Raw genomic sequence first — 11,538 nt, 5'->3', positions numbered from 1 at the left:
CGGTCCGGCGGGGCTGGTCCGGTCCGACGGCTGTCGAGCTGACCTGCTCGGCGGTGCGGCGGTCCGGCGATGTGGCGGTCTGCGACTCCAGGCGACTCCTCCGGCTGCCTCTAGAGGTGATCGGGGGCGTCGATGCCGAGCAGGGACAGGCCGCCGGCCAGCACCGTCCCGGCGGCTTCGGCAAGGGCGAGCCGGGCACGGTGGGCGGCCGAGGGTTTCTCCTCGCCGAGCGGAAGCACGGCGGGAAGAAAGGGCAGCACGGCATCGGCGACGGTGACGAGGTGCCGGGCGAGACGGTCGGGTGCGCGGTCGGCTGCCGCCCGGGCCAGGACACGGGGGTGATCGGCGAGGGCGGTGAGGAGGGGGCCGAGGTGTACGGCGGCGGGATGGGGGCGGGCGCCGAGGGCGCGGTCGCTGAGGGCGGGGTCGCCGAGGGCGGGATCGCCGGGCTCGGCGGCGGGATGGGGACGGACGCCCAGGGCACGGTCCCCGAGGGCCGGGTCTCCGGGCTCGGCGGCAAAGCCCAGGGAGGCGGCATTACGCGGGCGGACGCCCAGGGCACGGTCCCCGAGGGCCGGGTCTCCGGGCTCGGCGGCAAAGCCCAGGGAGGCGGCGTTGCGGCCGAGGGCCCGGGTGCGGGCGTGGGCGTAACGGACGCGGAAGAGAGGGTTGCTCTCGCGCTGGATCAGATGATCGGCGGTGATCCGGGGCCGGTCGTGGGCGGCGGGGTACAGCAGCGCCCAGCGGGCGGCGTCGGGACCGAGCGGCGCGGGGTCCTCCGGCGCCGGGACGGGCCGGAGATTGACGGGTTCACGGTGGTCGACCTCGGCACGGCCACCCTGGGCGGCGACGAGCCGGGTGAGCGCGTCGGCGACGACCTCGGCACGGACGTCGTACGGGATGCGCAGCTCGACGATCCGGCCGGCGAGCGCGTCGCCATGGCCGTACTCCACGCCCTCGTCGAGGATCTGCCGGGCGAGGGCGAGGGCGGTCGGTGCGGCGTCGCTCAGGCTGATGTTGAGGAAGCCGGGCTCGGTGACGGTGACGTCGGCGACGCCGGCGGTGCCGGCCAGATGCTGCCGGAGGATCTCGGCGACGCGGAGGGGCGGCTGGCCGGCAGGGCGGGCGAGCTGGAGGGCGATGTTGGTGGCGTAGTCGCCGCAGCCGCCGGGACCGGGGGCGTGACGACGGCCCGGGCCGGCACGGCGACGCGGAGCTCCCCCTCGTCGACAGCACGACGCACCGCGCGCAGCACGGTACGGGAGAGCTCGACGGGGGTCACGGGACCAGCGTAGGGGAGGAGGGGGGTGGGTAGGCGAGCCGGTTTGGGCAGGGTTCCGGGATGTGGGACGGAGGGGCGCTGCGCGGGCTCGGTTCGCCTGTGCCGGCGAGGTCCACGAGACGCACACGGACGCGCTCGGGCATCCGGCGGGCGCGACGCTCCTCAGGCGCCCGCGGCCCGCCCGGCACGCTCGCCACGCTCGGCGTCGCCGAGGACGCTCCCAAGCGCTCCCAAGGAGCTCTGATCTCCCAGGCCCTCTCGGGATCGGAGGGAGGAGTCGTCTCCTCCCGCGCCACCCCCGGTTCGCCTCTGCTCGATCAACTGCTGCACGAGGCGGACGAGTTCGGCGGGCTCGAAGGGCTTGGCGAGGAACGCGTCGACACCGACGTCGAGGCCGGTCTCGACCTCGTAGGAGGTGCAGGCGCTGACGATGGCGAGGGGAAGGTCACGGGTACGCGGGTCGGAACGCAGCCGGGCGGCGGTGCGCAGCCCGTCCAGGCGAGGCATGACCACGTCGAGGGTCACGACATCCGGCCGCACCTGATGAACGACATCCAGACACTCGGCACCATCGGCCGCGGTCACGACCTCGAGCCCCTCCAGCTCGAGATTGACCCTGATCAACTGCCGGATGACCTTGTTGTCGTCCACAACAAGAACCCGGCCCGAAGTGCCTGGCACAACTCGAGAGTAGGTCGAGACAGGCCACCGCGTCCGGGTTTTCCACACTTCCGCCCCGCGCGGGGAACGGGGCGGCGGACCGCCGAACTCACACGAGAAGCCCCCTCCAGGACACCGCCACGCGCCCGCGTGCGCCGCAATCGCACACTGTCGACACCGACACCGGCCGCCCAGGGCCCCAGGCCCACACCCTGAACTCGAAACCCGTAACTCGTACAGGACCGACGCCCGGCCGGACCTCAACAAACCTGTTCATGAACACCCCGAGGGAGCTGGTAGGGTTCTACCCGTCGCCGCCAAGCAGGCGCCGATACGCCCCCGTAGCTCAGGGGATAGAGCAACGGCCTCCGGAGCCGTGTGCGCAGGTTCGAATCCTGCCGGGGGCACCCAGCATGAGGTGCCCAAAGACCCCGTCACCAGCGGAAACGCTGAGGCCGGGGTCTTCGCGTATGTGCAGGCGTATGCGGCCCGAAGCGGCTCTATGTCGGGGTCTGTGGACGAGGCGTGGACGGGATCTTGGACCATTCCCGCAGGTGAACTGCCCCATCGCGGCCCAACAGCCGCCGTCCCCCGTTATCGTCTTGCCGATGTTGGACGGCTGCTCAGCTGGGGAGCCACGCCCTGCGCCGTCCGCAGGCTTCGTACGGACGAGTTGGGGGATCTCGTGGACGTGACCACGCTAGCCGTCGCGCTTATCGGTGTCGGAGGGACGTTGAGCGGGACTCTCGGCGGGGCGGTGCTCAGCCAGCGCGTCACCCGCGAGCAGAACCAGCGGGCCGATCGTGAACGGGCCGAGGACCGCCAGGACCGGGCGCAGGAAGCCAGGCGAGATCTCTACGCCCGCCTGAACACCACGGCCCGTGCCTATCGCGTCGCGGCCCGGGACGCGGTCCGGGCGGCGGAGCGCGGTGAGACCGTCGAGCTGGCAGTCCTCGACGCCGCCAAGGACGCTTGGGCGGAGAACTACTCCGTGGCACAGATGGCTCTACCGAAAGACGTCCATGAGATCGCCTCGACCCTCAACCGAGCACTCGGAGTCGGGTACACCGTCGTGAAGCAGCTGTCGATCAGTCCCGACCCAGCTGGGGCCTACGCCCGCGCCGGAGCTTGGTTTAGCGGTCCACTGTCCGACGGCGTGTACCTCCTGCGGGTGGCCCTACGCCATGACCTCGGCGTCGAGGTTGAGCCCGGCTTCGAGCAAGCTCGCTCGCGAATGCTTGCTGCGCTCGACAGTGAGCGGAGGGCCCTTGAGCGCCTACTGTCGTCTGAGCAAGCGCAGGCCACTCGGCCCATCTGACCGGCCAGGCACACGAGAGGCCCCTGGCATCACGCCAGGGGCCTCCGACATGCCGCATGCCGTCATTCGTACTCGCGGAGCAGATCCTCAATACGCCGGTTGGCGACGTCCTGACGGCCGTCGAGGCACTTCGCATAGCGACTCAGCAGGACCTCAACGCTGTTGCCAGCACGCTCAGCCACCTCAGTGGGGTCGACCCCCGCGTTGAGCCACGTGGAGAGCGCCGAGTGCCGCAGATCGTAGGGCCGACTTGCGAGTGGCGAGGCCGCGACGGCCTGCGGGAGCGCGAAAATCCGTGCCTCCTGCCATACGCGGTAGTACGTCGAAGACGGGACGACCGAACCCTTCTCGCTGAAGAAGAGCCGCCCATCGTCCGCCGTGCCGAAAGTGGCCAGGTGCTCCCGGAGCACTGCAACGAGGTGAGGGGGAATCGGCACCCGCCTCACGTCCTCGGTCGGCCGATTCTTGAGCCCGCGGTCGTCGTGGGTCTCCCCCGAGTCGGTCCACCGCTTGCCGACCGACGGGCGAGTCCGGTGGAGCAGCGCCGATCCCCAGCCTTGCTCGGGGAGGAGCAGATCAGTCTCGACCAGGCCGACCGCCTCAGCAGGACGCAGGCCGCCGAAGTACATCGCCGCGAACAACCCGACGAGGCGCCGGCCGCGAGCACGCCGGTAGCCGCCGATGTAAGACACCGCCGCCAGAAGGTTGCGGGCCTGTTCGGGGTTGGCGACCACGCGCGGGTCCACCTGGTTCGAGACCTTCGGTTTCTGCCAGCGAACCGCCGTGATCGGGTTCTCACGCAGCTCCCCCAGGTCGACCGCATAGTTCGCAGCGTTCACCAGGGTTCGCCGCTTACGTCGCACGGTCTCAGCAGCTGCCGCGGTCCCGTCAAGCTTGAGCTTCAGGCCGTCGAGCACTGCTCGGGCTGTCGCCGGTTCCGCGAGATCCGCAAGCGGTCGGGACGCTTTCGACACCCAGTGCAGAACGTTTTGGACGTTGTCCGGGACTTCACGGTTGTTCGGCCCGGGCAGCACGAAGGCCCAACTGCGCAATGCCTTGCGGATCTCCTCATCGGACGGCCGTCCTGCTCGCTCTTCTAGGAGTTCCATGGTCACGCTGGTCAAGGATTCGTTGATGCCGTCTCGCGTATTGGGTGCAGCATGGGGCCACTTCATGGCGAGGTACTTGAGCGCGAAGTCGTACCAACTCAATGGGGACTTCTTCTGCTCCATCGAGGCCGGGAGACCAGTCTCGGTGTCAAACTCCTCGCCACCGCGCATTGCAGCCATGAGCTTCGCTCGGTAGTGATCCGCAAGCGCCTTGGTTCGGAATGAGTCCGAGAAGACGTTGCCGGCGACGGACCAGCGAACGCCATAGGAGGGCGTCTTAGTGTCCCGCTTGCGCACGCCCCAGACTCTGACGTCGAGAGACTTCACGCTGCCGCCTCCAACTGTCGCAGCCACGTGGCGAAGTCACTTCGCCACACCCGAAGTTCGCCGTTGGGCAGCTTGAAGGCAGCAGGTCCCTGGCCCAGTTCGCGCCACCGGTAGAAAGTGCGTCGGGACACACCACCCAGCTCAGCGAGGATCTGCGGAACGGTCATGAGTTCATCGCGTCGGCGGTCCACGCCGGAGCTCCTTCCGTGTCATCGTTCGTCGAGTTGGCAGGTGACGGGGTGCCGTGGGTAAGCAGGCGTTCCGCGGCCGTCAGCCCTGTGCCGGCGAAAACCCAGTGCGAGAGGACGAGGACGGTGCCCGGGTCGGGCAGCGGGTGGCCGGCTTCTGCCGCGCGTTCGCGGGCCAGGGCTTCGTTGTGGTCGGCGCGTTCCTGGCGGAGGGCGCCGAGGGTGACGGAGTAGGCGCGGGACTTGGTGGAGAAGTGGCCGCGGAAGCCGAGCATGTGGGCCCACTTGCGCAGGCGCAGGTCTTCGAGTTCGGGCAGGGCTCCGAGCTTCCAGCAGGTGAGGATCATGCGCCGGGCGTGGTCGGTGACTCCGGAGCCGATCAGGTCGGTGATCGGGTTGCGGATGGGTCGGTCGAGGGTGCCGGCGGTTTCGGCGCCTTTGGTGGCGTACTTGGCGATGTATGCGGCCACGGCCCGGCTGGAGAGCTCCGAGGTACCGGCGAAGTCGGCGGAGCGGATGGGGCGGATGTCGAGCTGCTCGCCGAAGCGGAAGGCGTACGCGTGGCCGTCGAGGACGGGGCCGGGGGTCTCGGCGAGGCGGGCCGCGGAGCGGATCGCGTCGGTGAGGAGTTCGGTGGTGGCCCAGGCGGGCGGGGTGTCCTCGGCCCCGTCCGGGCCGTCGAGGCGGATCACGGCATGGAAGTGGACGGCGCCGCGCCGCTGGTACTCGGCAACCTTGGCGTAGGAGACCTTGAGGCAGTGGCGCAGCGCCGAGCGGGTGAGGCCCGCGCGGGAGGCGAGGTGTTGGCGCAGATAGGTGGTGAACCGGGCCCAGAGGGCGCCTGCGTGCGCGTTCCACAGGACGGCCGCGCGGTAGTCGTACCGGTCCGGGTCGAGGGGTGTACCGAGAGCGGGGTCGTCGTCGGAGTGCAGGCGTCCACAGCGGCACCGGGCGCCGCCGGGGCGGTTGTGGACGGGGCCAAAGGATGGGGCAGTGAACGTGGCGAAGACGCGCGGGTGTTGGGCGACCGACGGACCGACACCCTTGCCGCCGCTCAGGCCAGCGGTGACCAGGTGGAAGGTGTCTTTGCAGTAGATCTCGGCGCAGGCGGCGCACCGGGTGGCGCGCCGGTTGTTGCAGCGGATCAGAAGCTGCCCGGCCGGAAGGTCTCGGTCGGCGATCTCGCGGACGATCTCCCCGGTGGCGGCGTGGACGTCGAGCCGGTGGCCCTCCATTCGTACGGGCCGCTCGCAGCCGCCAAGACGCTGGATCTGGTGTGCGTAGGCGCTGAGGTCGCCGTGCCGGGCGAGTGCGGCCAGCTGGCGGATTGCTGCGGTCGGAGCCGCAGGGCGCATGTGCGGGTTCCTCCTCGTAAGAGATGGACGTGGGGTGCGAGCGCCCGGCCTGTCGAGGGGACTAGACAGTGTGAGCAGGCCGGGCGAGCGGAGAAGTGTGGGATCAGCGGCGGCTGAGGATCGAGCGAACGACAACGGCGCACACGGCCACGGACGCGGCGGTGACGGCGACAGCGAGGAGCATGGAGACCAGGACGGCGCCGACGACCAGGACCACGGCGGTGCCGCCGCTGGCGAGGGCGAGCACGGTTCCAGGTGTGAAGCGGGCGGCCGTGCGAGGCGGGGCCGGAGCGACGGAGGCCGATGACTGAGCTGGAACGCCCGGCGTGATGGCGGTCGGCTCGACGACGGTGGCCGGGGCAGCCGGGCCGGTGGGCTGCGGCATGGTCGGGACTTTCGGTCGAAACACGAACGATCCCCTTTCGTGGGTCACTTGAGGAAGCTGTCGATGACGGGAGCCAGCAGGCTGTCGGCGAGCAGGTAGCCGCCCACGAGCAGAACGGCGATGAGCCACAGGGGCGGTCGGACGAGCTTGACGCCGAGGACTCCGACGACGAGCAGGGCGAGCCAGAGCGGTACTTCCACTTCGGTGGTCTCCTGTTCAGGCCGGGCAACGGTGGGTGCGGGCGGCGAGTTCGGCAGCGGCGCGGCTGTCGTACTCGGTGGAGAAGTCGCAGCGGGGCGCGGTGCAGGCGGCGAGGTGTCGGTTACGGCCGCGGTCGACGAACGAGGCGACATTGACGGGGCCGATGCGGCGGACGTCGCGGAAGCGCCGGTTCATGGCGTTGCTCCTCTCAGAGGTGTGCGGCGACGGACGGGGTCATGGACGGAGGCAGGCCGAGCCGGACTCGAACGGCGTCGGGGTCGGCGGGGTGACCGGTAAGGGTGCGGTACTCCTCGGCCAGCGCCCGGGCCCGGTCGACGAGAGCGGGCGGCAGATTGACCGTGGAAGCGGTCAGCGGGGCCGAAGTTGCGGCCGGTTCGGTGGTGGGTTTTAGGTCCGGTTCGGGGTTGTTGGAGGGCGCCGGCTGCGCGTCACGGTCAGGCCGGTCGATGACAGCCGCAGCCGGTCGTTGAGTTGGGTCGGCGTCCGTCGCCGGGGAGGCAGAGACCCTCGGCGTTTCCGGGGTGTGAGCCAGCAAGGTGCCCCCGAAGAAGGCGACGGCGGGCCAGCCCGCGACCGTCACGCGGAGCCAAGCCGGTACGTCGTCCAGGTCGAGGAGCCCGGCCGTGGCGACGTTGGCGCCGAGTGATGCGGCGAGGGCCACCAGGAACCACAGCCGCGGGCCACCGGCCGCCACTCCCCCTAGCTGCTGCTGACGCATCCGGCGCCAAGCCGCGACCAGGAGCAGGTCGACGCTCACGGGATAGGCCCACGCCTTCCAGCCGTCTTGTCCGGCAGCCGCAGCAAGGTCGTGCAGGTGAGAGAAGGACAGGGCACCGGCGATGACGGCCTGAACGACCACGGCGTCTACGCGGGCCGAGTGGGCACGCATCGGCTCGGTCTCCTTCCGGTCTTGGGCATGGGAGGGGTAGGGACATGGCGCGAGGCGGTCACGCCGGCCGAGGGAGAGGAAGTGCGGTTACTCGGTCACCGGGCGGGCCGTGGGCACGGCAGAAGTGGTGGAGGAAGGCCCGGCGGGCTGCACGGCGATGGGCCGGAAGGCGTCGAGTCGAGGCAGTTCGGGGACCAGGCCCGAGGTTTCGTTGCAGACCTCTGCCGCGTCGTCGAGGGTGAGGTGAGGGGAGCGGACGCGGGACCAGCCACCAGAGGAGTCGCCGACGACCGCGACGCCGGGACGTTCGGCCGGGATGGAGGTTGCGGCCAGTGCCGCTTCCTGCGCGATGTCGCCGAGCGCCATGTTCGCGGACGTCTCGTCGTTGACGCGGTGGCACACACGGCCGGTGAGCTGCGCACGGAGCATGGTGGCTCCCTTGCCGAGTTCGGCGCCGAAGCGCTGTCCGCAGACCTCCAGGTAGATGCCGGCCGCGCGGCCGAGTTGGGCAAGGCGGATGAGCTTGGTGACCATGGCGTCGCGCCGCTTCTCGTCGTCCTTGCCGGCGGCCAGGAAGAGTTCGGCGACCTCATCGACGACGACCACAACCGGCACCGGCCGCACCTTCTCCGGCAAACCCCAGACGTCCGAAGTCAGCCCAGTGTCCGGAGTGGCCCCGCTGCTCAGGCCGATGAGGCGGAACCGGGCCTCCATCTCCTCCACCAAAGCGTCCAGTAGTTCGTTCGCTCGGTCCGGCGTATCCGCCAGAGCTGACAACCGCGGGGCGAAGGGCGCCAGTTCGACACCCCACTTGCAGTCGATACCGGCGAGCGCGACCGGTTGCCGGGCCAGCCCGCACAGCAGATTGCGCAGGTACACGGACTTGCCTGACTGGGTGGCGCCAAGGATCAGTTCGTGCGGCACGGTGCGGAAGTCCCGGATGTGCCAGTGCCCGTCTTCACGCAGCGCCAGCGGCAGGGACAGCGGTTCGGTGCGCAGCCTTCGCCAAGGAGGCCGGACGTCAGCGAGGACATCCCAGCCCACCAGCCGCAGCTCCAACCGTCCTGGTTTGGTAGGCCGTACGTGCACAGCGTGTGCGCCCCAGGCGTGCCGCAGTCGATCGGCCGCAGCGTTGAAATCCTCGGGTGCCTGTCCTGCTGCCATGCGCAGCCGCATCACGAGTCCGGACCCGGTCGGCAGCGGCAGTGACCGGCGAGGCGGTACGGGGGCAGCCTGCCGCCCCATCATGCGGGCGGTGGCCCGGCGCATGGCCGACGCGGGCACTGTGAGACCGCAGGCATCCATGGTGGCCCGGTACGTGGTGAGCACCCGAAGCGTGACGGTCGGATACCCGACCAGCCACCAGAACAGGACTGGCAGCCGACGGCGCACCGCGACCAGCGCGGCCACCGCCAGCAAGCCCAGCAACAGAATCCGCAGGGCATCGGTCATCGCGCTCAGCCCTGTGCCGCCGCCGGGGTGCCGACCATCACAGCGTCGGCCCTGTATGCGATGCCGTGCCGGGCGCGGCCGCCGAACTCGCTCTCCCAGGGCCGGGCAACCAGCCCGGACAGGAAGACCGGAGCCCCCATGACCAGGCCCTCACCGACACCCTTCTCAGGGACGGTGACCTTGATCATGTCGGAACCGCCCTCGGCAATGAACACCAGCTCCAGGACCATGAGCCGGTCGTTGGTCACCGGATCGACGGCCACCTCACCGGTCTGCCGGTCCCTCACCTTGACCTCGGGCAGCTTCGTGACCAGCAGAGTGGCGGACGAGGTGTCCACGGGGATGAATCGCATTCTGTGAACCTCACTTGGGTGGGGCGCCCATCGCGGACGCCGGATCGGGTTGGATACCCCCCTAGACAGCAAGGGAGTGGTCCCGCCCTAACTGTCTAGGGGGGTTGACGCCTACCGTAACCGGACGACCCGTCAACTGTCTAGGGGGGTATACGAGATGCCTCGAAGGCCGCGGAGTCCGCTACGGCATGACCCAATGCAGCGCGGTCGCATCATCGCTGGTCTTCCCTCGCGGCCAGCGCCGACCGTCGGGGTCGCCCGCTTCGGCTGCGCGTACGCGGCGGATCAGCTCATCCGGGCCCGACGAATTGAGGAGGCCCAACACTTCTTTCCAGTCCGCGAGTTGGAAGCTGTCAACGAGTCGCGTTGCCCCGTCGCTGAGCAGCGTCACGGAGGCCAGGGAATCCAGCGGCACGGTTCCCGTCAGTGCATGCTCGGCTGCCTGTGTGTCGGGGCCGGCGATCCAGAAGCCGCCCGGTCGATTGCGGAGGCCGGTCAGAGCGTCCCTGTATTCCGCAAGGGCAGCGGCGTGTTCGGGCGAACCGGTGGGCAGTACGTCGACCGGTTGGCGCAGCCGTTCGCCGACCTCGTCCAGGCGCTGGTCGGTGACGGCAGCAGTACTCCCGTCCGTCTCGGCGAGGAGGAGGGTCGAGTCGCCGAGGACGAGGTACTCCAGAGCTCCCGACTGGACCCGGACGGCGACGACCGTACTGCTCGGACTGGCCCGGTACGCAAGGTCGCATGTGTCCTCGTGCAGGGACCGGACAGCCCGGATCGAGTCGGCGAGACAGTCGGCGAGCGGTCGGGCAGGCCGCGCCGCGATATTGGCCAGCAGCAGCCCGCCCAACGTCGAGGAGAACCAGGCGATGCCGTGAACGCATCCGGTCTCCGCCCCGGCGACGCCAGCGCCGTCGAGGAGGACGGCTGCACCGAGACCGGCTGCGGCGAAGTCCTCGTTCTCCCGTCCTGGGTCGGCCGGCTGCGAGCCGAGGGCGACGTTCACGCCGTGGCCTCCTCGTCGTGCAGGTAGAGGGGGCAGACGAGTTCGACGGATTGCGGCTCGTCGGTCTCGGGGTCGTAGTCGACGCTCACCAGCGTGGAGAAGTGACGCTCGCCCACCTGCCCCCAGAGCGAGTTGAGGTCTGACGTGAGCAGATGGACCACGCCGAGGGAGCCTGCCGTGTGGATTCCGGCGATGGCGAGTACCGAGCCGTTGCCGTCCGGTCGGGGCAGCCTGCCGAGGTATCCGACGTCGTGCGGGCGGCGGGGCTCAATGTCCGCGCCGGCATTGTGCTTCGCGCCGGTACGCCGGTCCACCAGCGCCCACGGTTCGCCTTCCGGATGTTCCCAGCCGAGTACCGGGTCCTGGGCGTACAAATCCTTCATGGCCCCGGACATACCCGGTCCGCAGACGACGATCAGGCCGTCACGGTTCAGGTCGATCTCACCGCTCACCTGCACGTGACCGGAGCTGACGGCAAGCCCATAGGACTTGGCCAGCTCCTCCAGCCGCTTCCCGGAGTTCATGTCGGCCATGGCGACGACTGGGCGCTTCTTCTCGGCGTCCCACCTCAGGGGTGTCACCACGGTGACGGCACCCATCCCCAGGAAAGCCCCCTCGGGTGCCGGGCCGGTGTGCCGGATCTGGTGAATCCGCCCACGGCTCAGGCCGGCCTTTTCAGCGATCTGCGCGTAGGACAGCCCTTGAGCGTGGAGGTCCTGGACCACGCGGCGGCGGAGCCGGGCAAGCTCGGTCACCTCTTGCTGCGCGTCGGCCAGCCTTTTGGTGACCTCGCGCAGGAGCAGATACGGATCATCGATAGCCGTGATCCGCTGCAGCTCGTCCGACATGACCGCACCTCCTAGAAGTAACCAGGAGTCTAGGGCCCTAGACGGAATGGGCGGGAGGCGCCGCCCTGTACGAACATCGACCACGAAGAACCGGGACCGCCGCCGAGGCACACCCCGAGGCGTCACCCGCCACCGCCAGCCGGATGA

The 11,538-nt window shown here is 69.8% G+C and carries 14 protein-coding genes and 1 tRNA gene; 2 read left to right on the top strand and 13 right to left on the bottom strand.

Annotation, left to right across the window (positions count from 1 at the left end):
• Window positions 1-110: 110 nt before the first annotated feature.
• Both nrtL and LN251_RS20605 read right to left on the bottom strand, forming a co-directional pair.
• Entirely contained in the window at window positions 111-1,409 is a 1,299-nt protein-coding gene (nrtL, locus tag LN251_RS20610) for an ArgS-related anticodon-binding protein NrtL (RefSeq protein ID WP_458245686.1), read from the bottom strand.
• Window positions 1,410-1,444: 35 nt separating this feature from the next.
• A complete protein-coding gene (locus LN251_RS20605; protein WP_458245685.1) occupies window positions 1,445-1,963 on the bottom strand; it encodes a response regulator in 519 nt (172 codons plus the stop codon).
• Window positions 1,964-2,277: 314 nt separating this feature from the next.
• Between LN251_RS20605 and LN251_RS20600 the strand changes: the two genes are divergently transcribed.
• Window positions 2,278-2,349, top strand: a tRNA-Arg gene (locus LN251_RS20600).
• A 278-nt stretch (window positions 2,350-2,627) separates the two neighbouring features.
• Window positions 2,628-3,260 carry a hypothetical protein gene (locus LN251_RS20595; protein ID WP_458245684.1) on the top strand — a complete coding sequence of 211 codons (633 nt, stop codon included), beginning with the start codon at window positions 2,628-2,630 and terminating at the stop codon, window positions 3,258-3,260.
• 62 nt (window positions 3,261-3,322) lie between these two features.
• On the opposite strand, the gene LN251_RS20590 is transcribed toward LN251_RS20595, so the two are convergent.
• From LN251_RS20590 to LN251_RS20540, 11 genes are all read right to left on the bottom strand, one after another.
• Window positions 3,323-4,696, bottom strand: coding sequence for a tyrosine-type recombinase/integrase (locus tag LN251_RS20590; protein WP_458245683.1), 1,374 nt, complete (start codon window positions 4,694-4,696; stop codon window positions 3,323-3,325).
• Window positions 4,693-4,863 (bottom strand): helix-turn-helix transcriptional regulator, encoded by a 171-nt coding sequence (locus LN251_RS20585; protein ID WP_145827468.1) that lies wholly within the window; start codon window positions 4,861-4,863, stop codon window positions 4,693-4,695. Before LN251_RS20585 ends, LN251_RS20590 begins: the two co-directional genes overlap by 4 nt.
• Window positions 4,860-6,239, bottom strand: coding sequence for a replication initiator (locus LN251_RS20580; protein ID WP_458245682.1), 1,380 nt, complete (start codon window positions 6,237-6,239; stop codon window positions 4,860-4,862). The genes LN251_RS20585 and LN251_RS20580 overlap by 4 nt, the downstream gene beginning before the upstream one ends.
• A gap of 103 nt (window positions 6,240-6,342) precedes the next feature.
• Complete coding sequence (locus tag LN251_RS20575; protein WP_458245681.1) at window positions 6,343-6,648, bottom strand: SpdD-like protein; 306 nt, start codon at window positions 6,646-6,648, stop codon at window positions 6,343-6,345.
• Between the two features lie 20 nt (window positions 6,649-6,668).
• Window positions 6,669-6,824, bottom strand: coding sequence for a hypothetical protein (locus tag LN251_RS20570; RefSeq protein ID WP_399893245.1), 156 nt, complete (start codon window positions 6,822-6,824; stop codon window positions 6,669-6,671).
• Window positions 6,825-6,840: 16 nt separating this feature from the next.
• The gene (locus tag LN251_RS20565; protein ID WP_086866375.1) at window positions 6,841-7,020 is read right to left on the bottom strand and encodes a mobile element transfer protein; all 180 of its coding nucleotides are present in this window, start codon (window positions 7,018-7,020) and stop codon (window positions 6,841-6,843) included.
• A gap of 13 nt (window positions 7,021-7,033) precedes the next feature.
• Entirely contained in the window at window positions 7,034-7,735 is a 702-nt protein-coding gene (locus LN251_RS20560) for a DUF2637 domain-containing protein (protein WP_458245680.1), read from the bottom strand.
• A gap of 87 nt (window positions 7,736-7,822) precedes the next feature.
• Entirely contained in the window at window positions 7,823-9,187 is a 1,365-nt protein-coding gene (locus LN251_RS20555; RefSeq protein ID WP_458245679.1) for an FtsK/SpoIIIE domain-containing protein, read from the bottom strand.
• Between the two features lie 5 nt (window positions 9,188-9,192).
• Window positions 9,193-9,540, bottom strand: coding sequence for an SCO3933 family regulatory protein (locus tag LN251_RS20550; protein WP_351803626.1), 348 nt, complete (start codon window positions 9,538-9,540; stop codon window positions 9,193-9,195).
• A gap of 181 nt (window positions 9,541-9,721) precedes the next feature.
• Window positions 9,722-10,543, bottom strand: a complete 822-nt coding sequence (locus LN251_RS20545; protein ID WP_458245678.1) for an integrase — start codon at window positions 10,541-10,543, stop codon at window positions 9,722-9,724.
• A complete protein-coding gene (locus LN251_RS20540; protein ID WP_458245677.1) occupies window positions 10,540-11,391 on the bottom strand; it encodes a sigma factor-like helix-turn-helix DNA-binding protein in 852 nt (283 codons plus the stop codon). The genes LN251_RS20545 and LN251_RS20540 overlap by 4 nt, the downstream gene beginning before the upstream one ends.
• Window positions 11,392-11,538 lie beyond the last annotated feature (147 nt).

This window comes from Streptomyces sp. MAI_2237, from assembly GCF_054189285.1.
The sequence above is the reverse complement of the archived record's forward strand: the minus strand, read 5'-3'. Positions and strand labels throughout refer to the sequence as shown.

Bases quoted from the DNA above. Each gene is read 5' to 3' on its own strand.
- LN251_RS20585 (WP_145827468.1), bottom strand. From the start codon at position 4,863: ATGACCGTTCCGCAGATCCTCGCTGAGCTGGGTGGTGTGTCCCGACGC.
- LN251_RS20550 (WP_351803626.1), bottom strand. From the start codon at position 9,540: ATGCGATTCATCCCCGTGGACACCTCGTCCGCCACTCTGCTGGTCACG.
- LN251_RS20555 (WP_458245679.1), bottom strand. From the start codon at position 9,187: ATGACCGATGCCCTGCGGATTCTGTTGCTGGGCTTGCTGGCGGTGGCC.
- LN251_RS20560 (WP_458245680.1), bottom strand. From the start codon at position 7,735: ATGCGTGCCCACTCGGCCCGCGTAGACGCCGTGGTCGTTCAGGCCGTC.
- LN251_RS20580 (WP_458245682.1), bottom strand. From the start codon at position 6,239: ATGCGCCCTGCGGCTCCGACCGCAGCAATCCGCCAGCTGGCCGCACTC.
- LN251_RS20565 (WP_086866375.1), bottom strand. From the start codon at position 7,020: ATGAACCGGCGCTTCCGCGACGTCCGCCGCATCGGCCCCGTCAATGTC.
- LN251_RS20540 (WP_458245677.1), bottom strand. From the start codon at position 11,391: ATGTCGGACGAGCTGCAGCGGATCACGGCTATCGATGATCCGTATCTG.